Consider the following 22,707-nt stretch of genomic DNA (forward strand, 5'->3'; position numbering starts at 1 on the left):
GATAAAAAAGTGCCAGAGCTCATTCGATTTTTCGAGGAGTTCTGGCACTTTTCTCGCTTAACTATCGTATTCCCATTGTTTTCGTCGCTTTTTCTCCAACGTACCAATCGAATTCGATTTCGAAGGAGTGTTTATCACCTTTTGTCGTGTATTGGTATTCTACTTTTACTGTATTGGTTGGTTGAACTTCTATTTCTTTATTTCCCTGTAAAAAGACAAATTGCTGTTCTTCTTTTAATTTTTTGGCAATGGTTTCAAGCATGGATGCGAATTCGTGAAGGTTTTGAGGCTCTTTATGCTTAATCAATACTTGGGTAACAGGTTTGTTTGCTTGTTTCAAGTTTAAGCCCTCCTCTGTAGTTATGAAAAAAACATCTTCTCTTCTTCATTATATAAGACATTGATGCCGCTGACCATATGAATTGGTTATAAGTAGATAATCAATGTTGGAAAAATGAGGGGGAACAATGATATTAAATTCATTGGGGGAATGGAGTAATCCTCACTCGCCAATGCTTCGATATTGATAATCATTTTCAATAAATATATAATGAAAATAAATGAAAGATGAGTCATATGAGAGGAGTTCATAGATTGGTATCGTTTGAGAAGCTAGAGAGAAAAGGTGCCTGTCACTCCCCGGTTTTTGTCGAATGAAATAAGCGAGTGAGTCACGCTCAGACTCACTCGCTTGTATCCGTTTATTTTCTTTTCAAAGTAGAGTTACTTAATAGTTCTTTCGCTTCTTCATCGGTTAAGTCGTAATGATAGAATAGTTGATAAAATTCTTTCGTTTCTTTGATCATATCGTATTTAAAAACATCAGGATAAGCGAGGTTTCCGAGCCATTTCACGCCTAAAACTCGGTTGACGGAAGGAGGGAAGCTCATCCAGTTGTAAGGACCTTCTGGCACTTCATAGACGTTGCCGTTTTGAACGGCCTGTAAGTCTTTCCATAGTGGATCTTTCTCTGCTACTTTGTCATAGACGCTACCTGGTGCGAATAAAAGCATGTCTGGATTCCATAGTATGAGCTGCTCCATTGATACCTCATTGCCGCCACCTTTGCTTGCTGCTTTATCTAATACAGCTACGTTTTCAATACCAGCGACATCAATGATTTCAGAGTGGAACGAACCTTTACCGTTCGTGTTTAAACCAGCATCACCTAAGCCGTGATACAGCTTAACTCGCTCGTCTTCTGGAATCGACGCTGCAAATTTTTTCGTATCTTCCATCGTTTGTCTGCTGTACTCAGCTAGCTTTTTCGCGTGTTCTTTTTCATCAAGCAAGTCTCCTAACATTAAGTACGCATCTGCCGTTGTATCTAGCTTTGCTTCAACGAAAATAGTTGGGATGCCTGTTCTTTTTTGAATGTCATCCATATCCGTCGCAATGGAATCTTTCGGTTCGCCAATGTCGATAATGACATCAGGCTTTGCCGCCATTAAAGCTTCTAAATTGAACGTATCTCCATAAAACATCCCAAAGCTCGGTAAATCCCAATATTTTTTATCCATATATTTCTTGGTTGTTTCCTTCGGTTCTCTAGACCAGCCGACTAATTTATCAGGATTCAATGTATATAACACCATTTGAGCAACTGGACCAGATGGAGCCACAGTTGAAATTTCAACTGGGACTTCTACTTGTCGACCAGCAGAATCGGTAATCGTGCGCGTCGCTTTGTCTGTCTGCTTCGTTTGGTCTGTCTGTTTCGCTTGTTCTTTGTTTTCCTTCGGTGCCTCATTTGTATTACATCCAACTAAACCTGATGTAATGAGCATCATTGAAAATGATAAGGCGAGTATATTTTTTTTCATCATTGTGCCTCCTAAGTATGATATTTATTTGTCTGCAATGACGATGACAATTTTTTTGATATGAGGTAAGTAATAACGATAGCCGAATGGGTTCTCTTCCATTGGAACTAAGTGAGTTCGCAAATGATCTTCTAAGTTTTCTGGAAGATTATTCGGTGCATAGTGTTTCATAAATTGAATGGCCTCATCAAAGGAGTGAAATGGTTGCCCAAAATCAAGGTCTCTTTCGATGTAGTTTATTTGAATCCCTTTTGCTTTCAGTTCTTGTATTAACCGATCAGCATTTCCTTGTTTAGAAGGTCGGGAATTGTTCGGCCAAAAATGTGTTTTACTTCCATTCGATAATACGAGAATCGCTCGTTTTTTACTCATTTCTAACAATTGAAGCATGGCATCATCGCTTTGCTTGAAAAAGCTCATCACAGTGACATCCCATTGCGGTTTGGCAGGGAGGTCAGCAATATCAGAAGTGATGACTTCCATATTTGTGATTGCTTGTCGCTCGATGTTTTTTTGTAAAAGCTGTAAGGCTTGTGCGCTAATATCGATAGCTGTGACGTTTTTTGCTTTTTTCGCTAGCTGCATGCTAATAAAGCCGAGACCGCAGGCGATGTCACAGATCGTGTCTGTTTCTTCAATAAACGGCTCGATTTCTTGATAAATTTCTTGATCATATTTCGTATACTCAGCTGCTTGTTTGTACCAGTTGATACTATCTTTAGTCCAGATAAACATGTCCATTCTCCTTTTGCTTTAGGCAAGGAACGATGAGACGTGACTTGCCATCTTCTGTATCAATGTCGATCAGTTTTACGTTGACACCATAGACGTGCTGGAGTAATGCTTCTGTCAATACTTCCTTTGGGTCTCCAAATTCAATCATTTTTCCTTGAAACATGACAAGCGCCTTATTCCCATACAAAAAGGCGTGTTCAGGGTTATGAGTCGATAAAATAATCGTATAGCCTTGCTTCGCTAATTCTTTCACTTGCATCATCACGCGCATTTGATTCCCATAATCTAAATTGGCTGTCGGTTCATCCATGACGAGGATTTTCGCCTGCTGCACAATCGCTCTCGCTATTAATGCCAGTTGCCGCTCGCCACCGCTAATCTCCGCATAGCCACGATGACTTAAATGAGAGATACCCAACAGATCGAGCGCTTGCCACGCCTTTTTCTCATCTTCTGCTTTCGGATTACCCATTCGTCCAAGATGGACTGTTCCTCCCATTAACACCATGTTTAGCACAGTGAAATTAAACGTTGGATGATGCGACTGGGGGATATAGGCGATATTTTTGGCTAGCTCAGCAGGCCCCATCTTCTTAACATCTTTTCCTGAGACGGTGACAGCGCCTTCGTACTGTTTAATTAATCCGAGCATACAGCGGAACAACGTACTTTTTCCGACCCCGTTCGGTCCAAGTACACATAATAAATCTTGTCGCTGTGCTGTGAATGTAAGGTTATGTAAAATAGTGCGATCTTTATAGCCGAAAGAAAGCTGTTTTACCTCTAAAGTCATGAACGATTCCCCTCTCGCAAAATAAGATACAAAAAGAAAGGAGCACCTACAAAAGCGGTTAAAATACCAAGTGGAATTTCCGACGTGGACAATAACCGAGAAAAGTTATCTACAATTAATAGAAAACTAGCGCCAAGTAGCATCGAAGCAGGAATTAGCACTCGATAATCCGTTCCGACTAACATGCGTGTGAAATGGGGAATGACAAGACCAACCCAACCGATCATACCGCTGACGGCTACGCTAGCAGTAGTCATAAGCGTGGCACAACAAATGACTAATAGACGAAGAACTTTCGTATTTACACCCATTGTTCGGGCTTCTTCCTCTCCCATCGTCATCACATTTAATTTCCAGCGTAAAAGCATTAACGGAACCACTCCAAGTACAATTGGAATGGCACTAACTAACACATCTTGCTGGCGAATCGAAGACAGGCTCCCCATTAACCAATAAGTGATCGCCGGCAATTGATCATTCGGATCTGCCACAAGCTTAATAAACGAAAGGCCCGCTGAAAATAAAGAGCCAATCATAATGCCGGTCAATATTAAGCCAAGCGAAGGATTCATCTTTACTCTAGTGCTAAGTACCCAAACGATAGCCACAGTTAATAGCCCAAACATAAAAGCAGAGATAGAGACGAAATAGTAACTAGCCCCTAAAAGGATCGCCAATGCAGCTCCAAACCCGGCCCCAGCAGATGCACCTAGTAAATCAGGAGAGACCATTGGATTTTGAAACAATCCTTGATAGGTCGCACCGGCGCAAGATAAAGCAGCGCCAATGAGAACAGCTGCTAATACTCGCGGTAAACGAATTTGAAAAATAATCGTTTCAATCTCAGCTTCCCATGTTGTTTCTAGCGGAATTACTTGTGAAGCTAACACTTTTAGCAATTCTTCTGGAGTCACGGGGTAGCGACCGAGCGAAAATGAAACGATGAAACAAATAATAAGAAAGATCGTTAAGCCGATAAGCTTTAGATGATATTGTTTGTTAAAAGTCATTCCTCTCCCTCTTCTAAAAAAATTCCAATGTCCACCTCATTTACAATAAATAATCTAGTTATAATAGTCAATATCTAATTATAACTAAATATAACTATTAATAATTAGATATAATAAAAAGCCAGTTGATCTGAAGGTGACTAACTGGCTTTCGTTTGCTACATGATCACACTCAAGGCAATCAAATATTGGGCTAAATAGTATGTAATCATCACATAATAATGAGCGGTGCGAAATCGTTTATGGAATTGGTCGTAGGCAAGGATAGCGTCAGAGATAAGAAAAGATAAAGATCCGATGATCGCCCATTGACTGCCCGTCGAATACGATTGAGTGAACATGAAACAAATAACTGCAATATACATCATGACACCGATTGGTAAAAGCAAATTGCCTTCTTTCTTCAAGCTAGGGTACAAAAAGCTGTAATAAAAAACGCCAAAGAGGCCAAGGGGGACGATGATGCGCCAGTCAATCGTAAAGTGACTCAAGCCATTTGTGAACGCCACAATGTAACAAATATGGGCGATCAAAAAAGACGTTAACCCTTGCAAAAATTTATTGCTCGGCAGCATTAAAAAAATATCCCCACCGACGGAAAATAGCAGTCCGATGATGATCCAAATGATATAGAACGTAGGCTCCTCTAACCCGGTACTTGTTAACAAGATAATGAACACCATCGTTCCTGGTTTTAATACATACTTCCAAAAAGAAGACTCCGCTTTAACCGCAAAAAGATAAGCAATCCCTGAAATAAAAATGATGGCACTTAACCAATAAATCAATTTTTGTTCCTCCTGTAGAATATATCTATTTTACGTTAATTTACCAATAAGGCGTTAGGAAGTCTATCGTTATTGCTCAATGATGGTTGGCTTCTCTTCTTCTTTCTTTCTTCTTCTTTCTTTATTAAAGGTCGCGATTTGTGTCGGGAATAGTGTCGGTTCTGCCGTCTAGATTTGCGTCTGCCACACACGATGTAACCCTTGTATTTCTTCATTTTTTTCCCTCCTTATTCTATACCCTTCCACTTTCTATATAGAAAGCAAAGAAGAAAAAAGACACCTTTTTCGTATAAAAGATTTCGACAAAAGCCATAGTAAGGGAAAAAGGAGGGGTGTTTCGTGGACGATCATACAAAAATGAGCTGGAAAAATGAAAATGTTATTTCGCAATTACGGAATTCCATTGAACATGCGAACACAGCAGTAGGGCAAGCGCAATCGCATCCGACCGAGCAATTAATTCAACAAGCGAGAAACATGATTGAGCGAGCAGACAATGCACTCATGAATGCGGTTCAAAATAGTCCCCATCAAGAGCCCGTACAGCAGCTTCAACAGCAATTGAATCAAAACAAAGAGCGACTCTATCGCCTAATGGATATTTAAATGAAAAAACCAGGCGCCTCAAGCGGTGCCTGGTTACCACAGCGGTTCTTCTTGATTACTTAGTTTATAGAGAGTCGGCATGATGAAAAGTACTATCATGAAGGCGAGCAATTCGATCACCATAATGGTAGCAATAGAGAGACCAAAAGCCGCTAAAGGGAGCCAAATAAGTGGAAGTGAATTACAAACACTTAGTTTTCTTCGCGATTTCGCGGTGATAAATTGATGGTGCTGACAATGAGGGCAGATCATATGATTTTTGAATGTAAACATCTTTTTAAAGGTATACGTCCAACTCCACTTTTGCTGACAATGTTGGCAAACAGGCATATCATTTTCCTCCTTAGTTAAAAAAATAAGTCGTGCAGTTCCAATGTTTTCGGCTTGTTTTTGTCTTGCTTTTCCATCCGGCTTTCTCTAGCTCTTGAGCGATTAAAAAACCCATGTCCAACTAATAAGATGGTCTCATATTTAGTAGCGTAATGAATTAATTGTTCACTTGCTTCTTTCGCTCTTTTTTTCGCTTGTAGCAAGGATTCGGTTTGCGAAGAATAACCGAACAACCAACAGCTTCTTAATAGGATTGACCATAAAGCTGGAGGTGCTTTTATTTTAGAGAAAGAAACACGAGGTATTCCTACTTCACGAAAAAGAGGGCTCGACACAATATTCGTTTGAGGGCTCAGTAAATGAGCGGAGTGGATGGACCTTGTTAAATCGCTAGTGACGATCAATTTGGCATCAGCCATTTTTCTCTTCGTTTCTTCTGGAAAATCAGCCTCTGTGAATACCCCAGCAGCATCGTACTGTTTCACCCAGTCTCCGAATTGAGAGGCATTGATCCAGGAGTGATCTGTATGGGTAGAACGGCCGTGTCTTATTAAAGAAATCTCCATATTCTTTTATACTTTCTCCAGTATGAAAGCAGCTGGTAATAGCAGAAAAGTACAAAAGGCTAAAAAAAGGAGCGATAGTCGATAACGATTCGTTTCCCTTTCATATTTCCATTCGGTGAAAGCACGGATCAAATGCAACACGATGAGAAAAACGAGAGGAGAATAAGCTAAAGTAGCTGATGGAATGCGTGATTCTTCTGGGAAATATAAAAACATCGTGCCAAAAATATAAACTAGCAACAGAGAGATTTCGATCACTTTATGTTGTGTATTCACATAGTTGTAAAAGAACCCTTTCGTTTTAGGAATGTGATATTTTTTGACTAGTGATTTTTCGATATAACGTAAGATGATGACGGTTATGGTCAGAAAAATTAAGAAAACAGCCCATGGCATAAAGATAACCTCCTAAATAATTCTTATACTATTATTATCCTATAATTCCATGAATTTTACAAATGAAGCCTTTCTTTTTGAGATTATCCATCCATGTTTTATAATAAGAGAGAAATAGAATAGGAGGGGATGAATATGGCAATGTGGGAAAGAGCTAATTTTACTCGAACAGTGACGATTCAGGTGTTAGAGGCGATGGATGAAGCGAAATGGGATGTGCAGCCAGAAGGTTTTGCGAACACGGTGAAATGGAATGCAGGCCATATATATGTGTCGATGGAATGGTTTCTAAAGGAAGCTGATCCGAGTTACGAATCAGATGTAGCAAAATATGCGCCGTTTTTCGCACCAGGAACGAAGCCAGCTGATTGGTCAGAAAATCCAGCTTCTAAAGAGGAGATCATCGGCTTATTGAAGGGCCAAATGGAGCGCGTTCAAGCACATTTCGCTAATCGCTTAGCAGATGAAGCTGCCAAAGAAGTAAAAATTGGGCCACTTGGACTGACAAGCATTGACGATATTTTGAACTTTGCTTTGTTCCATGAAGGACTTCACATCGGAACGATCCAATCTCAAATAAAAGTGATATAAAGTATAGAAGGTTGCCTGAGGGCAGCCTTTTTTGCTTGGAGATTAAATCGTTTTTTTTCGTATAAAACGATCAAATACGGACAATACTAAGCGAGCAAGTAAAATTGCAATTTCGTGAATGATATTAGGAGGCAACAAAGCAATGGAACGTGGGAAAGTAAAATGGTTTAACAGTGAAAAAGGCTTCGGCTTCATCGAGCGTGAAGGTGGCGAGGATGTGTTTGTTCACTTCTCAGCGATTCAAGGAGAAGGATACAAATCGTTGAACGAAGGGGAAGAAGTAACATTTGACATTGAAAATGGTCAACGTGGACCACAAGCCACAAATGTGAACAGAGCCTAAAGCACAGAAAACAGACTCCAATGGTGAGTCTGTTTTTTTGGCGTTAAATCATCTCTTCTGTTTGTTTGTGCGTATCGGTTGTGATGGCCATGAGGATGATGGCTGGTGTGTCGCCGATGTTTTTGACGAAGTGGGGAATGCTCGCATTCCAGCTGAAGGAGTCGCCTGCTTGTAAAGTGAAGGAATCTTCTCCTTGCTCAGCAAGAACAGTTCCTTTTAGAACGAGGTGAATTTCTTCACCTTCATGAGCATGAGCTTCTCCATTAGATCCTCCGGGTGGAAGTTCGACTTGCACCATTCGTAGTCCTCCAGTGAAATTAATATGCTCGACTAGCAGATTTTCTTCTTTAAGGATCGTTTGATTTCTTTCCTCTTTCCGAATGACGCGCATATGCTGTTTTTTCTCTAGAAAAAAATAAGCTAAAGGAACATCCAATACACCGGCGATCGTTTGCAAGGTGCTGATCGAAGGGGATGTATGATTATTTTCAATATTGCTAATAAATCCTTTAGAAAGGCCCGTTTCTTCACACATTTGGGCAATCGTCATTTGTTTTTTTTTACGGACAGCCCGAATTTTTGCTCCAATATCCATGTTATTCACTCCTGAAAGTTTCTTTTAAGAAAACTTATTTTTATTATAGCAAACAAATCGTTGACAGGCTATGTCTCGAATTGTTATCCTATAAGTGAAAAAATATTCATATGAGAAAACTTTATGGGAGGGATTACGATGATGCCAGCCTTATTTTTGCCACACGGATCACCGATGATTGCGATAGAAGATACGGATTATACTCGATTTTTAAGAAAGCTAGGGGAGAGCTTGAAGCCGAAAACGATCGTGTTATTTACCGCTCATTGGGAAAGTGCTGTCATGCAAATTTCGTCTCGTGATGATGAATTTGAAACGATTTATGATTTTGGCGGGTTTCCACCAGCTCTTTATGAAGTGACATATCCAGCGAAAGGATCTACAGCTGTCGCTAAGCAGCTCCAGGAACGTTTCCAAGCACATGCGATCGAATCACAATTGGATACGAAGCGAGGGTTAGATCACGGAACTTGGACGTTATTAACTCATTTATTCCCGAATGCCGATGTGCCCGTGGTGCAAGTATCGGTTCACCCATTTTTGCCGCCAGAGGAGCAAATTCGAATTGGCGAAGCGGTGAAAGGGCTTGGTGCGGAAGATATTTTAGTGATTGGTAGCGGCGTGACCGTTCACAATTTACGCTTGCTGAACTGGGGACAGAAAACGCCGGAAGACTGGGCTGTACAGTTTGACGATTGGTTGTTAGAGCAGCTTGACGCTGGTCAAATCGCTCATTTAACTCAATATAAGCAGCTAGCACCATTTGCTAATAAAGCCGTTCCGAGAGAAGAACACTTTATGCCATTTTTCATCACTTTAGGGGCAGGCAACGAAAGCGAGCCGAAAGTATTATTCCGCGACTATGACTTAGGAACACTTAGCTATATGGCATTGCAATTTTAATCTTCCGATTTGGTTCGGGAGGTTTTTGGCTATGTTAAATCTTATTGTTGATTTTATAAAGAAATGAAAGACCTTCCTAAGCGGAGGTCTTTTTGAATAGAGTTAGTTAATAAATATAATCAACTATTTTTTGATAACTAAAAGGTAAAGCAGAAGCAACTAAAATACCTATGACAATTGAAGAGGTTGAAAAAGTAATTAATTTCCGAAGTGATATTTCATTTCTTTTATAAGCGATAAGGAAAGCCTTCATCATAAAAAAGACAGTAATAAATATTATAATAGCTGAAAAAACACTTGTTAAAATTACTTCCATTGTGCGCCTCCATTCACAAAAGACTTTTAACTAATATTACCACCTAATCGAAATGGTAGATACAAAAATTAATTATCTGTTATGAAAATTTTATCCCGCATTAACGGGCTGTAAGATTCCCACCTCAACAGGGCAGAAAAAGTGCAGACGTGTAGATGGGAGATCAACAGCCATCCGTTCGGTCCTGCACTATGCAGGTTGCAAAGGCGTTGCGATATTAGCCTTTGTCCTTCTTTTTATCAGTGGGAGATGAATAAAACCCCGCTCGGAACGCTCCGAGCAGGGGGAGTATCATTTTTTATAACTCTACTTCAAATGCATTATCCGTCAAAAGTTGTGACGCATCGTTTTCAGTGCCAAACAAGTCTGGCGTAATTTTAATTTTTTCGATATTGCCCTCTAACGGAATTTCTTTGATCATTTTAGAGAGTGCATCTGTACCGTCTCCTGTGCTACTTCCGTCTAGAACTTTTCCTTGTTCACCTTCTATTTGTAGATCGATGAAGTTATCCATTTCATTTCCTTTCGTATATTTAAACGTGTAGTGAATTTTTAATGAAACAGGGGACACGCGCACTTCTTTAATGTTGAGAATACCTTCCACGTTTTCCTCTTTAACATGGATTTCTTTATTGATAGGGTAGATGTTTGTGTCTGATTTCATCTTTTGTGCATTGACTGTCGTTTGGAAAGCCCAATTTCCTTTAATTTGTTCAAATGAGACGTCATCAGAGAACAGACCGCCCTTTTTTCCATATTGCATCGCATTAAAGGCAATTTGAATGTCATGGTCTTGATTAGCATTCATAATCTTATCAAGAACTTCGGAGTTGTCTTTATCATTGAAGCCATCTCCGTCTGTATCGATACCGCTAAAATCAACTGAGTACAATAAATTCCAATTATTATCATTCTTATCGTCTAACTCTGAACTATACGTTGCACTTCCAGCAGAATCGTTAAATGTCACATCCCCTATTTGGAGAGTCAAACCTTTCGGGAAAATAGGGAGATCTTCATTCATTTTTAATGCTTTCATGTCTAACTGTTCAGCGTTGATGTTTAAATTCATAAGGAGTTGTCCGTCATCGAGTAGTACTTCATTTAATGTAACAGCAATATTTTGATCCGTTGCGACTTGTCCGCTCGTTTGTTTATATTCTGTAAGTTGCTGGTCAGGTTTATTAAAAAATTGCTCGATTTGGTTTCCGGCTTTTGATAGAGATGCCCAGACATGCTCGTTACTTAGCATAACAGGCCCCACCATGACTAAAGCAACAGCGGCGGCAATCAAGCCTTTCCGAGGTTTCTTTTTGCGTGGCTGGATGCTTGTTTGCAATCTATGTAGCAGGCGATCTTTCTCGGCTTGGCTTAATTCGACTTCTTCATATTCATCTACATTGATTTGTGTTTCGTTTAATAAATCATACGGATTTTTCATTGTTGCACCGCCTTTTTTATTTTTTTCCTTCCACGGGACAGACGATTGTATAGGTTATCGATCGTTGTGTGATGGGCATCAGCAATCGTTTCTAGTTCAACATCTTCTAAATAGTATTGTTTAAATAGCTCCCGATCTTTTTCGTTTAAGTGCTGAAGCAAGTCTTCCACTTCCTCTTGTATTTCTTTTTGTAGGGAGGAGGGGGTGGCGAGCTGATGCTCCACTTCTGCTAAGTTTAAGTTTGACTCGGTTTTCATGTACTTCCGTTTGTAGTCGATCGCTTTATATTTCGAGATGGCTGCGACCCAATTTTTAAATGAATTTTTCGTAGGCTCGAAGCTGCCAATATTGTTCCAAACGGCTAATAACACATCGTTAATGCATTCTTCTTCATACATTCCTATCTTTCCTAGATGCTTTCTCACGATAGAAGTGATAAGCCCAGCGTAGTGGTCGATAAGCAGCTGTAACCCGACGTCTTTTTTGCGAGTAATTTGTTTTACGATGAACTCTTCATCCATTGATTGACCGCCTTTCTAAAAGCATTTTCACTTATTAATACGAAGGTGACAAACATTTCCTATCATTTTTTTTTAAAATATTATTGACAATGAGAATCAATATCAGTTATAGTAAGGATGTGCTTAATTTACATTGAGTGGGACCGATCCCCCCCTCTTAAAATGATACATGATGCAAACACAAACATCCCTTATGTGTATAATTTTTTTCGGTCCCGCTCATATAAATTTTTCAATGAAGAGAAGGTGAAAGTGATGGCTAGTCAGTTTGTCTTTGTTCGACCATATGAGCATCAAGTCGACTGCTTTTGTCCAGATCAATCTCATTGTCGGACAATTGAATTTCGTCAGAAGGATTCCTTAACCATCACAAGTGATAAACGACATGTTGATGTGCTAGGGTGGTATTTTCTTGTCGGCAGAAATGATGAAGATTTTTTCTACATAAATATTGAGGATTTAGAGAATTTATATACGAAAGGCTTTCTTTATTCAAAAGAGGATCTTGAGTTGAGATTGAATTACTTACAGTACAAAATTAATGAAGCATTGGATCAGAGAAATGAAGAAGCGTTCCATTCTTTTTCTACACAATTACAACAGTTGACGGCAATGACCGTTGAACAATAAAAAAAGCCTGGGATGATCCCAGGCTTTTATTTTTTGAGTTGTGATAATAATTTTTTTGCATCCCCTTTAAAAGTAAAGAGATGGATCTTGTTTTCGTCATCAAAGATGATGAGAAACGGTTCTTCTTCTTTGCTGATGACAACGATCACTTCATTTACCTTCGTGTTGACCCAGCGATTTTTCACTTGAACCTCAGGTGATAAAGGGATCTTTACCATCGTTCCTTCTTTCGGAATCGGCGATACTTTGCGATAAATATCCGTTATATGCGCTAAATAACTAGCTGCTTCCTTCTGAATAGAAGCATTGTTTGGAATGGTATGACTGACCTTTCCTTGCTCAATATCAAATACCTCCACTAAACGAGCTTCCGCGGCACTAGCCGAAAACGCAATCAACATTACCGCCAAAAAACAGGCAACCAATTTCTTTGTCATAGATCGTCACCTCATGATTATTATGTCCAAGATGGTGCCTGTCACTCCTCGAATTTTGTCGAATTTTAATAAAAAAAACTAAATGATCAGAAGAGAGTTGTCGATATAAATATTACAAAAAATATGCTGTTAGTATAAAGCAAAGGGGAGTTTATATGGAGTTATTCCGTAACTTAAAAATTTCAAGAAAGTTGAATTTGTTAGTCGTTATTAGCGCTTTGTCGCTAGCAATTATTGGAGCCGTCGGTTATATAAATATTCATAATATGGCTGGAAAATCCAAAGTAATGTATGAAGAAAGTTTGAAACCTGCTCAATGGTTAGCGAACATTTTAGAGGGGAATCGTACGTTGGATGCTTACGTATTAGAGTTAATGATCACGACTGACTCTAATCGTAATCAAGAATTGCTAAATGACATGAAGACAGTAACGAATGAAGTCGATCAAATGTATGAAAACTTTGAACAAGCTCGGTTATCAACGGAAGAAAAGCAAGCTTATAACACATTTAAATCACTTAGAGGTGACTTACGTGATGCAAGAAACCAGGTAGTGATGCTTGCTGAACAAAATAAAAATGTAGAAGCCTACACCCTTTATGACCAAATGGTTAGCGAAAAAAGAAACGAAGTAAACAAAGTGCTTGATGAACTGCAAGCACTAAATGAACAAGCTGCTCAGAAAATTAACGAAGAGAATGAAGCAGCGTTAAGTAAAGCAACGATTTTCATGATTTCATGTATATTAGTTTCGTTAATTTTGTCGATTTCTGTCGGAATTGTTATTTCCAGAAGCATTGTTCAGCCGATTTCTAACCTTAAGGATTTATTAGCAAAAGCGGAAAAAGGAGATTTTACCGTAAAAGGATTATACCAATCGGCTGATGAAGTCGGAGAGTTGACAACTTCGTTTAACCATATGATTGAGGAGTTACAAGGAATCGTCCGTAAAGTAAGTGAAACATCGCAGCAAGTAGCAGCATCTTCACAACAGCTAAGTGCTAGCGCAGAACAAAGTAGCGATGCGAGCGAACATATTTCGCTGGCCGTTCAAGATTTAGCAGTTGGGTCGGATGATCAAGTACGAAATGTAGAGGAAAGCACACAAGTTGTCAAAGAAATGACAAGTTATACGGACCAGATGGCTGATAATGCAAAAGTGGTATCAGCAACGGTTGAGCAAACGTCGAAAATCTCTACGGACGGGGAAAAAGTCATTCGCAAAGTAACGGAGCAAATGAACTCGATTAATGACAATGTCTCAGGACTATCGAATGTAGTTGCTGGGTTAAATGAACGTTCTGATGAAATTGGAAAAATTAATGATGTCATTACCGATATTGCCGGACAGACAAACTTGCTTGCTTTAAATGCAGCAATCGAAGCAGCGAGAGCAGGAGAGCATGGACGAGGATTTTCTGTCGTAGCGGATGAAGTAAGGAAGTTAGCCGAGCAATCAGCAAATTCGGCAGAACAAATTAACAGCTTAATTACAATGATCCAAAACGATAACGAACAAGCGCTTGAATCGATGAAATCGACAACTGCGGAAGTAGAAGAAGGTTTACAAGTTGTGCAAGAAGCAGGTCATTCTTTTAAGGAAATTAAAGATTCTGTCAGCGAAGTGGTCGCTCAGATTCAAGAGATCGCTAACATGGTGCAGCAATTATCAGCAGGGACACAGCATGTCAGTCAATCAATGGTGACAGTGAACGGTATTGCTGAAACGGCGGCAGCCAACACGCAAAATATTTCTGCAGCGACAGAAGAGCAGTTAGCTTCTATGGAAGAGATTTCTGCCTCATCCACAGCTTTAGCGAACATGGCACAAGAATTGCAAGATTTAGTCGTACAATTTAAAGTGTAAGCGTAAAAAAGGATAGCCATTTAGCTATCCTTTTTTGCAATTTTATCCACGTATTTGTTGCATGAAATCAGTGGATAAATATCATATCGAGAAAAATACTCAAATCTTCTAGTTTCACTTTATAATCTTGGGTCAACGGGTTCGGCTTCCATAGCTAGTATGGCGAGTGCACATTCGTGTACTCGTTCGATGGGTTCACCATGGACGAACCTTTGAATCGCTTCGATGCCTAAAGCAAATTGTAAAAGGGCATGCTTTTGTTTTTTGCCTGTATTGCGTTCTTTTAATCGCTCTAAGTTGGCAGGTTCAAGATAATCCATGCCGTAAATGATAGTCAAATATTGACGACCGCGTACTTTAATCGCTGGCTGCAATAGCTTTCCTTTTTCTTTAGCTAGGAACGACTCTGGTTTGATAATAATACCTTCATGACCGTCTTTCGTGATGTCTTCCCACCAACGGATGACCTCTTGTTCGCTCGTCTCATCTTCAATCATTTTATACTCTGTTGCAACGAAGATCGTCGAGTCTTGTGCAAACTCGTGGCTTTTCTCCATATGCCATGTATGTGGCTTGTCGAAAAATGTTTCGTTGCTATGTGCTAGGACATGGAAGGGAGCGATTTGAATATGCTCGATACCGTTAATGTCCCAACAATACGTTTGAAATACGTTTTTAAAGGTTGAAGCGTTATCTAGTTTAGTCGTATATTGTTCGAGCCAGTTGGAAATTTGCGGGTGTTGATCTTTGACCGCTGCTAATTTTTCTTTCAAATGCGTACGATCTAAAATGGCGTTTTCTGCCACGTGTGCGTATTGATTGCTAATCAGTTCTTTCGCTTTTAAATTCCAAGGCATAATTTCCGCATCCAATAGTACAAAATCAGTGTGGTACTTATTGAAATAATCAACTTCGTTCAACTCTTGTGAAATCTTTGCCACAACTTCTTTTTCTACCACGGAATCAAAAAATCGGCGACCGCTTTTTGTATAGATTGTACCCAGTGTGTTGGAGCCGACATATTTTTTAGCAGACGTTTCATCTTTAAAAAGGAATAAAACCGCTCGGCTTCCCATATGTTTTTTCTCCGCGACCATTTTTTCGATGCCGTGACTGCGATAGTAGTCGATCGCTTCTTGCGGATGCTCTAAATAGTCAGGTGAGGCAGCGGCTTTCGGTGTTGGACTCATCGTCGGCGGCACATAGATCAATTGTTCAATCGGCACAGTAAAGTGAGAGACTGAATCGATGGCTGATTTGACTCGTTCGGGATGAACCTTTATTTCGCCCACTTCGCTTGTTAACACCGAATAACCGTTGAGGAATTTCACGATATTTGGTGGGTCTAGCCGTTTCTTTTCCCACTCTTTTAAAGGGTTATCGGCAGATCCAGAGTAGTCTTTTGCCGCTTTAATAGCGACGAACTCTTTTTCAGGAAAGCGAAGAGCAGTTAGTTGACCGCCAAAGACGACGCCTTGATCAATATTCATTGTATTGTTAATCATCAAAGGTTGCGGCTTCGGATCGTGGCCCCAAACAATTAATGTCGAATGGTTATGATGAATGAACCAGTCTTTGCGCAGCGGCTTGCCGTTGTCATCTACTCCATCTGTGTCCCCGTAGCGGCAAAAGTCACTAATGCGGCGAGATTGCTTGCCGATATATTTGTCTTTAATTCCAGCATGAGTACAAACGAGAGCAGGAAGACCGTTTTGTGTAAATACATAATGAGAGGGTGCTTGCAACAGTAGTTCTTTTAATTCAGCTTTGATTTTTACTGTTTCTTCTTGACCAAATTGTTCTTCAAACTGAACAAACTCTTCGGCTGTTTGTTCATCGCCATGGGTTAATGTGACTTTTCGTCCATCTAGCCAACGAGCGATTTTCCAGCCGTGGTTACTGTCGATCATATAGGCAAGGCCTGCTTTTATATGACGCAAGAAAAAGAGCATCGTGTCCAGTGAGCGTGGACTTCGACTCATCACATCTCCTAGCGAGACAAACTTTCGCCCATCTGGATGCACATAGAGCCCGGCTTCATTTAATTTATATCCTAGTTTTTCTAAAAGAGCGATCATTTCATCGAAGCAGCCATGAATATCGCCGATGACATCAATTCCTGCTTGCAGCTCTACTTCAATCGGGTTGTTGCTTCGTTTCATTTCTAACGTAGTTAAGTCATTAATATCTAGTATATAAGTCGCTTTGTAGCCTTCTTTTTTCATAAAACGTTTTTCTCTTTTGAACGTTTGAAATTGCTGTTTCAGTTTTCTTTTTCCTCGTGGATGGTCGCGTTGCTCATCTCGTTCTAGAAGCACTTCCTGTGGCGCATCTAAAATAATAGCAATGATTGGTACATGATGCTTTCTTGCCATTGAGATATATCTTTTTCGATCGTCGGGATGAAGGTGAGTGGCGTCAATAAACGTAAGCTTATTTAAACGGCATCTTGCTTCTACTAGCGCATCCATCATCGTGAACGCTTCTTTAGAAATTTGTTGATATTGATGGAACAGTTGGTCTGCTTCAAGCTTCGGTCGATCACGCCAGTCCATATATTCAATGTCACTTACTAACACTCGACAGTCGTCAGAGCTAACGACTTCTGATCGGACAATCGTTTGCTCGTCAATTAATCGTTGTAAAAAAGTTGTTTTTCCACTGTTGGATGGACCAACAAGTAAAACGATACCTGCGTAAGGAAGAGTAATTTGCATTGTTACACCTCAGTTCTAGTAAATATACACATTTGCGTCGGACAGCCGTATTGTTCATTTGGTTCGCCGATTCCAACAAATGCTCGTTCATATGGATAAGATATACTTCTTTCTTCACACCATGCGTCAAATTCTGCTCTCGTCCATTCAAAGCGATGATCGGTGTGGCGGAAGTGGTCGTTTAGTTTGTATAGTTCATTATATTCTTTATTCGGTGTCGTAATAATGAGCGTCTTTGGCTTGTATTCACGGAAAATCATCTCCATGATTTTGGGTAACCGTTCTTCGTTGATGTGCTCAATCACTTCACATAAAATCATAATATCTTTCGCTTTCAATCTCTCATCAAAGTAAAAGAGGGAGCCCCATACTGGAGTAGGGGAGGTAAATCCTGAGTGCTTTGCTGCTTTTTCATATCGATCAAGCGCTCGAAGCGTAGCCATTTCTGACGGTTCAACTGCTAAAATCTCTTTCACTCCTGGCAGAAAACCTAAGCGAGTGGAAAGCTTTCCTTCACCAGAGCCAAAGTCGACGATACTTGCTCGCTGTTCGACCGTTTTTATCTGTTCTATAATCGTGTCATAACGTAGCTCATTTAAACGAGGGGCTTGTTGTTTTTGTTGGTCGGCATCATGAATTTCTTCTATATTATTGTCTACAAGTTTATACACTTCTTTAAAAATAAGCGCTTGACGCCAAATGAATTCTTTCAATGGATGCTGCTCAAGCCAACCTTCTCCATACCTTTCTAATTTTTCAATTTCTACTTGATCAATATAATAATGCTTGTATTGGTCCAAAACGGGAATTAATACGAACAGTTGTCGAAGTCCTTGTTGCAGCGTTGTGTTTCCTGTTAATGAAATCCAACGTGCTGAACTTGCTTGCTTCATTTGAAAAGAGTAGTCGGTCTCTCCATAAGAGATATCCGTTTCAAAGCCGAGCGGCTCAAACAATTCGATTATTTGTTTGTCGGATAGCGAGGAGGCGACTGGGCCAAAGTTAAATTCGAAAGGGAGAACATGATCGACCCATTCTTTATATTCATCTTTTGGCTGTCCGTTTAACGCTGTACCAAGCGCCGATCGAATAAAGGAACAGAAAATGCTACTCACTGCAAACTCACGATCATTAATATAGTGCGTAATATCATATGCACGAGAAGAATGTTTCACAAGTTCTAGTGGATCAGGCGTGACAAAGATCGTCACATCGATGGTTTGCTCACTACATTCTTGATAAAAAAGTCGAACGAGATGCCCTTTATGCTTGCGTTCATACACGTTATTCGGATTTTTCGCTAATAAGTGCGAGATCATTGATGCGTTGTTTCCAGTTGCTCGAATCGATAGCTGCATATTTATCACTTCTTTCTTTTTTTCTTTGCCTATGATCCATCCTCATCTTTAAAAAAGACTATACCATAAGCTTAGAATAATAGGGAAAAACTCTCCAAACTTTTTTGCTCCTCTATCCGTCTTATTATGGCATGAGATGCGTTGGAAATTGTGGAAAAAAGCCGTCGGAATTTTGGGTTAGAAAGACTAGTTGGCTTCATTGATGATTTGGAATTCGAATGGTAAAATGTGTAGTAACTTTCACAGTAGAACGCGGCTATTAGTAAGAAAAGAAGGGTATGAATAGAAGGAAAATGAACGTTTGTGCGAGAGGTGAGAGGTGTGCCTGAGCCGATAAAAGAAAATCGTCGTTATATGTATGGTTTGGACGGATTGAGAGCGTTAGCAGTGTTAGCGGTGATTTTTTATCATTTAGAAGTTCCATGGATGTCAGGAGGGCTATTAGGAGTCACGGTCTTTTTTGTGTTGTCGGGATATTTGATTACCGATTTATTATTGACAGAATGGGATCAGACACAGCGGATTGATTTCAAGCGGTTTTGGATTCGGAGGGCAAGAAGGCTCCTTCCTGCGATGTTCATGGTGCTCGTTGTAGTCGTTGCATATGTGGCATTATTTGATCAAGGCTTTTTAGTTCGTCTAAAAGGAGATGTATTAGCTGCTTTATTGTATGTCAGTAACTGGTGGCTTGTTTTTCAAGAGGTCTCGTATTTTGACAGTTTTCAACCTGCTTTGCTGACGCATTTTTGGTCGTTAGGGGTAGAAGAGCAGTTTTATTTAATTTGGCCAGTTGTTATTTTTTTGGGATTGAGATATATACCGAAGCGTCGCATTTTGTTGGGCTTGACGATGTTGGGAGCTATTTTGTCAGCGTTATTGATGGCTTTCATGTATGAGCCTGGTACAGACCCGAGTCGAGTGTATTATGGAACGGATACGAGAGCGTTTTCGCTATTAATTGGGGCGGCATTAGCGATCGTTTGGCCGAGCCGCAAGCTGTCGCACAAGGTAGAGGGCATGCCAAGGAACTTTTTAGATGTTATCGGTAGTCTCGGCTTGTTGCTGTTTTTTCTCATGGTTTGTTTTTCTACTCAATACGACACCTTTCTTTATCGTGGGGGCATGGTGCTCTTATCGATTGCGACAGCGGTTGTCGTGGCGGTGCTGGCTCATCCAGCTAGCCGCTTAGGAAAGGTACTCAGTTTCAAGCCTTTACGTTGGATTGGTGAGCGGTCTTACGGGATGTATTTATGGCATTTTCCGGTGATCGTATTGACGGGTGCAGGAATGGATACAGATTTATTTAAAGCTAGTCTTCAGCTTGTTTTGATTTTTTCCTTGTCCGCTCTATCGTATCAATTGATTGAACAACCGATACGAAAAGGCGATCTCGGTGACCGATTGCGAGCTTGGCATTCAGGAGAGTGGAGAATGAAGGATGTGTCGACTTCGCGGTGGTTAACTGTTAGTAGTGCGCTGCTTGTGTTGATCGTTTCCACGTTCGGTATTTATATGGCCTCGGCTTCTGAAGCGGATTCGGATAAGCTTGTGAAAACGGAAAAAGCACCGATTGAAGCTGTTCAAAAGCCAGCATTGAAACAGAACAAAGATTCATCCGTACAAGCTGTCGCTCAGCCTGAGCAGGAGCGAGAACTACGAAAAGTAACGGCCATTGGGGATTCCGTGATGATCGCGGCCAATCCTCTTTTGAAGCAACAGTTTCCTAATTTTGTGATGGAAGCAGAAGTTGGTCGGCAAATGTCGGAAGGAATAGAAATGGCTCAACAAATGGAGCAACAAGGACAATTAGGCGATGTCGTGATTATCGGCCTAGGATCGAATGGACCGATGGCGAAAGAACAGCTAGCAAAGATGGTGGAATCGCTCGGTTCTGACAAACAGATTTTACTCATCAATACGCGTGTGCCTCGTTCTTGGGAGCGTGAAGTGAATGCGGACCTGAAGGAGATCGCTGGTCAATTTTCCAACGTAACTCTCGTTGACTGGTATGAAGCTAGTCAACATCATCCTCATTATTTTATTTCGGATCAAGTTCACTTATCGCAAGAAGGGCGAGAGGTATATGCTTCGCTTATTTTGGATGCGATAGAGAAAGGAGAAGTGGCCTCATGAGGTGGCTTCTTTTTTAATAAAAAGGCTTTGTTAAACTTTAATGTTGTTTTTTAAATAAAATTTAGGAACTCTATAAAAATTGGAGTTCCTAATTGTTTAATCCCAGTAGTTGAAGATTATTTGACCTACCGTTTCAGGCTTCCAGTAAGCAAGTTGTTCCAATTCAGCACTATTTAAGTCTGCTTTCTTTACCATATTTTGATTAAAAGGACTGTTTAGTTCTACTGTACCGATTATTTGATAGAAAGGAGCAAATTGTTCATAAGAAAAGGGATTGTCGATGAATTTGATGTCTCCAAATTCCACGGCTGATGCAAAAGTAAGATAAGGATAATGTTCATTCAGCAAGATATATAATCTATTACCTAAAATCTCAACTTGAGCAAAATAAAAATTTGATGGGGATTTAGGTGTATTAAAGCATATAACTTTTCCACCGTTACGAGATACAATGTCGAAGCATAATTGCTTGAACTGTTTCTCTTCTATTTTTGGAGGTTTATTGGCTTCTGAATTATAAAAACCAGTTACTCCATTAGGAAGTTTCATCCTATGTTCACCACCTGTTACACACTAAATTTAGATAAATGCAAACTATCATAAGTATCCGTCATTTCAAATACAAATGACGAAAGTAAGAATTCTTTAATAAATTGCTGAACGCTTTACTCATCTTTGAACCCTCCGATGCAAATGTTCGTTCCTGTTATGACAACATTTTGGAAAGGTATCAAATATCAACATTATACTTTAACAGAGCCGATAAAAAAGAGGAAGCGAAAAATTATCGCTTCCTCTTCATGGTTATTTCGCTGCTGGTGCTGATTCATCAATCGGAATTTCGATTAACTGATTAGAGCCAGTTGCTTTTGGCATTTTTCCGTCCCATTTTTCGATCCATTTGTTTTGGATCACTTCTTTAGAGATTGATTTTCTAATAATTTCATTGTATTCAGCAATCCCTTGGGCTTCGATTTTTTTCTTTTCGGCTTCTGCTTTAGCAATCTTTAGTTCGATTTGTTTTCTTTCGAGTTCTTGTGCTGCACCGACGCGTTGATCAATCGCCGCTTGAGTAGCTTTATCGGGCTTTGGCACACCTAATGTTAAGTTATCAACGGCAAAGCCTAAGTCACCAATGTCTTCAGAAAATAAATTTTGGACATTGACGGCAGCTTCAGACGATTTCTCTCCGTACGTATCGATGACCGAGTATTTAGCAATCGCTTTACGACCAGCGTCCCATAGTCTTGTTTTTAAGTAAGATTCTTCGATTTGCTCCACAGGGATCGGACCGAATTTGTTAAAGACATCAACGACTTTATCCGGTTGGATGCTGTAGTTGTAAGCGAAATCGACCGTAACATTTTTTCCGTCCGATGTCGCGACTTGAATGTCTTTGTAATTGACAGTTTGCATTCTGACAGGGTACATCGTCACTTTATCGAATAGACCAACGAGATGCCAGCCTTGTCCTAACGTTTCGTCTTGCACACCGCCGTTTGGACTATAGACGACGCCAACATAGCCATTTGGAATTTTTTCAATAAACATAGAAAGTATAAGTACGCCCAAAGCTAATGTGATCGCGATAATGGTTCCACCAATAATTTTGCGATTTTTACCCTTTGTGTTGTTCGTGTTTTCCATTGTCGTCCTCCTTTAATTTCTTTTTTAGCTTATATGCCGTGTCACCGACTCTTTTAAAAGAGGGGGACAGCATGAGCCAAACTCCGAAGCCTAGCAGTAGAACGACGATAATTGACCCGATAAGAACTTTCATACTAATCGCCTCCTCTCTCCATTTTGA

The 22,707-nt window shown here is 40.0% G+C and carries 26 protein-coding genes and 1 pseudogene; 8 read left to right on the plus strand and 19 right to left on the minus strand.

The features are described 5' to 3' along the window. Positions 1–61: 61 nt before the first annotated feature. The 6 genes from ACSVDJ_RS03670 to ACSVDJ_RS03695 form a co-directional block, all read right to left on the minus strand. On the minus strand, positions 62–340 hold the full coding sequence (locus ACSVDJ_RS03670) for an amphi-Trp domain-containing protein (protein ID WP_439170123.1): 279 nt from the start codon (positions 338–340) through the stop codon (positions 62–64). A gap of 361 nt (positions 341–701) precedes the next feature. Continuing rightward, on the minus strand, positions 702–1,826 hold the full coding sequence (locus ACSVDJ_RS03675; RefSeq protein WP_439170124.1) for an ABC transporter substrate-binding protein: 1,125 nt from the start codon (positions 1,824–1,826) through the stop codon (positions 702–704). A gap of 21 nt (positions 1,827–1,847) precedes the next feature. Then, complete coding sequence (locus tag ACSVDJ_RS03680) at positions 1,848–2,558, minus strand: class I SAM-dependent methyltransferase (RefSeq protein WP_439170125.1); 711 nt, start codon at positions 2,556–2,558, stop codon at positions 1,848–1,850. Further along, entirely contained in the window at positions 2,542–3,351 is an 810-nt protein-coding gene (locus ACSVDJ_RS03685; RefSeq protein WP_439170126.1) for an ABC transporter ATP-binding protein, read from the minus strand. The genes ACSVDJ_RS03680 and ACSVDJ_RS03685 overlap by 17 nt, the downstream gene beginning before the upstream one ends. Further along, positions 3,348–4,361: a FecCD family ABC transporter permease gene (locus ACSVDJ_RS03690; RefSeq protein ID WP_439170127.1), complete on the minus strand. Its 1,014-nt coding sequence runs from the start codon at positions 4,359–4,361 to the stop codon at positions 3,348–3,350. The genes ACSVDJ_RS03685 and ACSVDJ_RS03690 overlap by 4 nt, the downstream gene beginning before the upstream one ends. A 158-nt stretch (positions 4,362–4,519) precedes the next feature. Continuing rightward, positions 4,520–5,149, minus strand: coding sequence for a lysoplasmalogenase (locus ACSVDJ_RS03695; protein ID WP_439170128.1), 630 nt, complete (start codon positions 5,147–5,149; stop codon positions 4,520–4,522). A 339-nt stretch (positions 5,150–5,488) separates the two neighbouring features. Between ACSVDJ_RS03695 and ACSVDJ_RS03700 the strand changes: the two genes are divergently transcribed. Beyond that, positions 5,489–5,755: a hypothetical protein gene (locus ACSVDJ_RS03700; RefSeq protein WP_439170129.1), complete on the plus strand. Its 267-nt coding sequence runs from the start codon at positions 5,489–5,491 to the stop codon at positions 5,753–5,755. 33 nt (positions 5,756–5,788) lie between these two features. Here the strand turns inward: ACSVDJ_RS03700 and ACSVDJ_RS03705 are convergent, their stop codons facing one another. The 3 genes from ACSVDJ_RS03705 to ACSVDJ_RS03715 are packed head-to-tail and all read right to left on the minus strand — an operon-like array spanning position 5,789 to position 7,047. Then, positions 5,789–6,085 carry a TIGR04104 family putative zinc finger protein gene (locus ACSVDJ_RS03705; RefSeq protein ID WP_439170130.1) on the minus strand — a complete coding sequence of 99 codons (297 nt, stop codon included), beginning with the start codon at positions 6,083–6,085 and terminating at the stop codon, positions 5,789–5,791. A 17-nt stretch (positions 6,086–6,102) separates the two neighbouring features. Continuing rightward, positions 6,103–6,651 carry a histidine phosphatase family protein gene (locus tag ACSVDJ_RS03710; RefSeq protein ID WP_439170131.1) on the minus strand — a complete coding sequence of 183 codons (549 nt, stop codon included), beginning with the start codon at positions 6,649–6,651 and terminating at the stop codon, positions 6,103–6,105. A 6-nt stretch (positions 6,652–6,657) separates the two neighbouring features. Continuing rightward, positions 6,658–7,047, minus strand: a complete 390-nt coding sequence (locus ACSVDJ_RS03715; protein WP_439170132.1) for a DUF4181 domain-containing protein — start codon at positions 7,045–7,047, stop codon at positions 6,658–6,660. A gap of 135 nt (positions 7,048–7,182) precedes the next feature. Here ACSVDJ_RS03715 and ACSVDJ_RS03720 point away from each other — a divergent pair, with 135 nt between their 5' ends. Both ACSVDJ_RS03720 and ACSVDJ_RS03725 read left to right on the plus strand, forming a co-directional pair. Next, the gene (locus tag ACSVDJ_RS03720; RefSeq protein WP_439170133.1) at positions 7,183–7,638 is read left to right on the plus strand and encodes a DinB family protein; all 456 of its coding nucleotides are present in this window, start codon (positions 7,183–7,185) and stop codon (positions 7,636–7,638) included. Between the two features lie 142 nt (positions 7,639–7,780). After that, positions 7,781–7,981 (plus strand): cold-shock protein, encoded by a 201-nt coding sequence (locus ACSVDJ_RS03725; RefSeq protein WP_094834552.1) that lies wholly within the window; start codon positions 7,781–7,783, stop codon positions 7,979–7,981. A gap of 43 nt (positions 7,982–8,024) precedes the next feature. On the opposite strand, the gene ACSVDJ_RS03730 is transcribed toward ACSVDJ_RS03725, so the two are convergent. Continuing rightward, complete coding sequence (locus ACSVDJ_RS03730) at positions 8,025–8,576, minus strand: cupin domain-containing protein (RefSeq protein ID WP_439170134.1); 552 nt, start codon at positions 8,574–8,576, stop codon at positions 8,025–8,027. A gap of 138 nt (positions 8,577–8,714) precedes the next feature. Here ACSVDJ_RS03730 and ACSVDJ_RS03735 point away from each other — a divergent pair, with 138 nt between their 5' ends. Beyond that, on the plus strand, positions 8,715–9,479 hold the full coding sequence (locus tag ACSVDJ_RS03735; RefSeq protein WP_439170135.1) for a DODA-type extradiol aromatic ring-opening family dioxygenase: 765 nt from the start codon (positions 8,715–8,717) through the stop codon (positions 9,477–9,479). A 106-nt stretch (positions 9,480–9,585) separates the two neighbouring features. Here the strand turns inward: ACSVDJ_RS03735 and ACSVDJ_RS03740 are convergent, their stop codons facing one another. From ACSVDJ_RS03740 to ACSVDJ_RS03750, 3 genes are all read right to left on the minus strand, one after another. Further along, complete coding sequence (locus tag ACSVDJ_RS03740; RefSeq protein ID WP_439170136.1) at positions 9,586–9,795, minus strand: hypothetical protein; 210 nt, start codon at positions 9,793–9,795, stop codon at positions 9,586–9,588. Positions 9,796–10,093: 298 nt separating this feature from the next. Further along, the gene (locus ACSVDJ_RS03745) at positions 10,094–11,236 is read right to left on the minus strand and encodes a DUF4179 domain-containing protein (protein WP_439170137.1); all 1,143 of its coding nucleotides are present in this window, start codon (positions 11,234–11,236) and stop codon (positions 10,094–10,096) included. Beyond that, entirely contained in the window at positions 11,233–11,757 is a 525-nt protein-coding gene (locus ACSVDJ_RS03750; RefSeq protein WP_439170138.1) for a sigma-70 family RNA polymerase sigma factor, read from the minus strand. Before ACSVDJ_RS03750 ends, ACSVDJ_RS03745 begins: the two co-directional genes overlap by 4 nt. A 255-nt stretch (positions 11,758–12,012) precedes the next feature. Between ACSVDJ_RS03750 and ACSVDJ_RS03755 the strand changes: the two genes are divergently transcribed. After that, the gene (locus tag ACSVDJ_RS03755) at positions 12,013–12,387 is read left to right on the plus strand and encodes an IDEAL domain-containing protein (protein ID WP_439170139.1); all 375 of its coding nucleotides are present in this window, start codon (positions 12,013–12,015) and stop codon (positions 12,385–12,387) included. A gap of 26 nt (positions 12,388–12,413) precedes the next feature. Here the strand turns inward: ACSVDJ_RS03755 and ACSVDJ_RS03760 are convergent, their stop codons facing one another. Next, positions 12,414–12,824, minus strand: a complete 411-nt coding sequence (locus ACSVDJ_RS03760; protein WP_439170140.1) for a hypothetical protein — start codon at positions 12,822–12,824, stop codon at positions 12,414–12,416. A gap of 155 nt (positions 12,825–12,979) precedes the next feature. Here ACSVDJ_RS03760 and ACSVDJ_RS03765 point away from each other — a divergent pair. Further along, a pseudogene (locus ACSVDJ_RS03765) lies at positions 12,980–13,750 on the plus strand (MCP four helix bundle domain-containing protein); the annotation flags it as partial. Further along, positions 13,745–14,692 (plus strand): methyl-accepting chemotaxis protein, encoded by a 948-nt coding sequence (locus tag ACSVDJ_RS03770; RefSeq protein ID WP_439170256.1) that lies wholly within the window; start codon positions 13,745–13,747, stop codon positions 14,690–14,692. The pseudogene ACSVDJ_RS03765 and the gene ACSVDJ_RS03770, both read left to right, overlap by 6 nt. Positions 14,693–14,811: 119 nt before the next feature. On the opposite strand, the gene ACSVDJ_RS03775 is transcribed toward ACSVDJ_RS03770, so the two are convergent. Further along, positions 14,812–17,409 (minus strand): polynucleotide kinase-phosphatase, encoded by a 2,598-nt coding sequence (locus tag ACSVDJ_RS03775; protein ID WP_439170141.1) that lies wholly within the window; start codon positions 17,407–17,409, stop codon positions 14,812–14,814. 2 nt (positions 17,410–17,411) lie between these two features. Then, positions 17,412–18,767 (minus strand): 3' terminal RNA ribose 2'-O-methyltransferase Hen1, encoded by a 1,356-nt coding sequence (locus ACSVDJ_RS03780; RefSeq protein WP_439170142.1) that lies wholly within the window; start codon positions 18,765–18,767, stop codon positions 17,412–17,414. Positions 18,768–19,088: 321 nt separating this feature from the next. Here ACSVDJ_RS03780 and ACSVDJ_RS03785 point away from each other — a divergent pair, with 321 nt between their 5' ends. After that, positions 19,089–20,900, plus strand: coding sequence for an acyltransferase family protein (locus ACSVDJ_RS03785; protein ID WP_439170143.1), 1,812 nt, complete (start codon positions 19,089–19,091; stop codon positions 20,898–20,900). A gap of 96 nt (positions 20,901–20,996) precedes the next feature. On the opposite strand, the gene ACSVDJ_RS03790 is transcribed toward ACSVDJ_RS03785, so the two are convergent. The 3 genes from ACSVDJ_RS03790 to ACSVDJ_RS03800 all read right to left on the minus strand — a co-directional run bounded on the left by ACSVDJ_RS03790 (position 20,997) and on the right by ACSVDJ_RS03800 (position 22,680). Beyond that, positions 20,997–21,449, minus strand: a complete 453-nt coding sequence (locus ACSVDJ_RS03790; RefSeq protein ID WP_439170144.1) for a hypothetical protein — start codon at positions 21,447–21,449, stop codon at positions 20,997–20,999. A gap of 255 nt (positions 21,450–21,704) precedes the next feature. Next, positions 21,705–22,547, minus strand: coding sequence for a prohibitin family protein (locus tag ACSVDJ_RS03795; RefSeq protein WP_439170145.1), 843 nt, complete (start codon positions 22,545–22,547; stop codon positions 21,705–21,707). Beyond that, a complete protein-coding gene (locus ACSVDJ_RS03800; protein WP_439170146.1) occupies positions 22,519–22,680 on the minus strand; it encodes a DUF8570 family protein in 162 nt (53 codons plus the stop codon). The genes ACSVDJ_RS03795 and ACSVDJ_RS03800 overlap by 29 nt, the downstream gene beginning before the upstream one ends. Between the last annotated feature and the right edge of the window lie 27 nt (positions 22,681–22,707).

Source organism: Bacillus sp. Hm123 (assembly GCF_051842975.2).
Classification (GTDB): Bacteria; Bacillota; Bacilli; order Bacillales; family Domibacillaceae; genus Bacillus_CE.

Coding starts and splice junctions, on each gene's coding strand:
- ACSVDJ_RS03675 (WP_439170124.1), bottom strand. CDS start 1,826: ATGATGAAAAAAAATATACTCGCCTTATCATTTTCAATGATGCTCATT.
- ACSVDJ_RS03680 (WP_439170125.1), bottom strand. CDS start 2,558: ATGTTTATCTGGACTAAAGATAGTATCAACTGGTACAAACAAGCAGCT.
- ACSVDJ_RS03685 (WP_439170126.1), bottom strand. CDS start 3,351: ATGACTTTAGAGGTAAAACAGCTTTCTTTCGGCTATAAAGATCGCACT.
- ACSVDJ_RS03690 (WP_439170127.1), bottom strand. CDS start 4,361: ATGACTTTTAACAAACAATATCATCTAAAGCTTATCGGCTTAACGATC.
- ACSVDJ_RS03705 (WP_439170130.1), bottom strand. CDS start 6,085: ATGCCTGTTTGCCAACATTGTCAGCAAAAGTGGAGTTGGACGTATACC.
- ACSVDJ_RS03710 (WP_439170131.1), bottom strand. CDS start 6,651: ATGGAGATTTCTTTAATAAGACACGGCCGTTCTACCCATACAGATCAC.
- ACSVDJ_RS03715 (WP_439170132.1), bottom strand. CDS start 7,047: ATGCCATGGGCTGTTTTCTTAATTTTTCTGACCATAACCGTCATCATC.
- ACSVDJ_RS03720 (WP_439170133.1), top strand. CDS start 7,183: ATGGCAATGTGGGAAAGAGCTAATTTTACTCGAACAGTGACGATTCAG.
- ACSVDJ_RS03725 (WP_094834552.1), top strand. CDS start 7,781: ATGGAACGTGGGAAAGTAAAATGGTTTAACAGTGAAAAAGGCTTCGGC.
- ACSVDJ_RS03730 (WP_439170134.1), bottom strand. CDS start 8,576: ATGGATATTGGAGCAAAAATTCGGGCTGTCCGTAAAAAAAAACAAATG.
- ACSVDJ_RS03735 (WP_439170135.1), top strand. CDS start 8,715: ATGATGCCAGCCTTATTTTTGCCACACGGATCACCGATGATTGCGATA.
- ACSVDJ_RS03740 (WP_439170136.1), bottom strand. CDS start 9,795: ATGGAAGTAATTTTAACAAGTGTTTTTTCAGCTATTATAATATTTATT.
- ACSVDJ_RS03745 (WP_439170137.1), bottom strand. CDS start 11,236: ATGAAAAATCCGTATGATTTATTAAACGAAACACAAATCAATGTAGAT.
- ACSVDJ_RS03750 (WP_439170138.1), bottom strand. CDS start 11,757: ATGGATGAAGAGTTCATCGTAAAACAAATTACTCGCAAAAAAGACGTC.
- ACSVDJ_RS03755 (WP_439170139.1), top strand. CDS start 12,013: ATGGCTAGTCAGTTTGTCTTTGTTCGACCATATGAGCATCAAGTCGAC.
- ACSVDJ_RS03760 (WP_439170140.1), bottom strand. CDS start 12,824: ATGACAAAGAAATTGGTTGCCTGTTTTTTGGCGGTAATGTTGATTGCG.
- ACSVDJ_RS03770 (WP_439170256.1), top strand. CDS start 13,745: ATGATTGAGGAGTTACAAGGAATCGTCCGTAAAGTAAGTGAAACATCG.
- ACSVDJ_RS03775 (WP_439170141.1), bottom strand. CDS start 17,409: ATGCAAATTACTCTTCCTTACGCAGGTATCGTTTTACTTGTTGGTCCA.
- ACSVDJ_RS03780 (WP_439170142.1), bottom strand. CDS start 18,767: ATGCAGCTATCGATTCGAGCAACTGGAAACAACGCATCAATGATCTCG.
- ACSVDJ_RS03790 (WP_439170144.1), bottom strand. CDS start 21,449: ATGAAACTTCCTAATGGAGTAACTGGTTTTTATAATTCAGAAGCCAAT.
- ACSVDJ_RS03795 (WP_439170145.1), bottom strand. CDS start 22,547: ATGGAAAACACGAACAACACAAAGGGTAAAAATCGCAAAATTATTGGT.
- ACSVDJ_RS03800 (WP_439170146.1), bottom strand. CDS start 22,680: ATGAAAGTTCTTATCGGGTCAATTATCGTCGTTCTACTGCTAGGCTTC.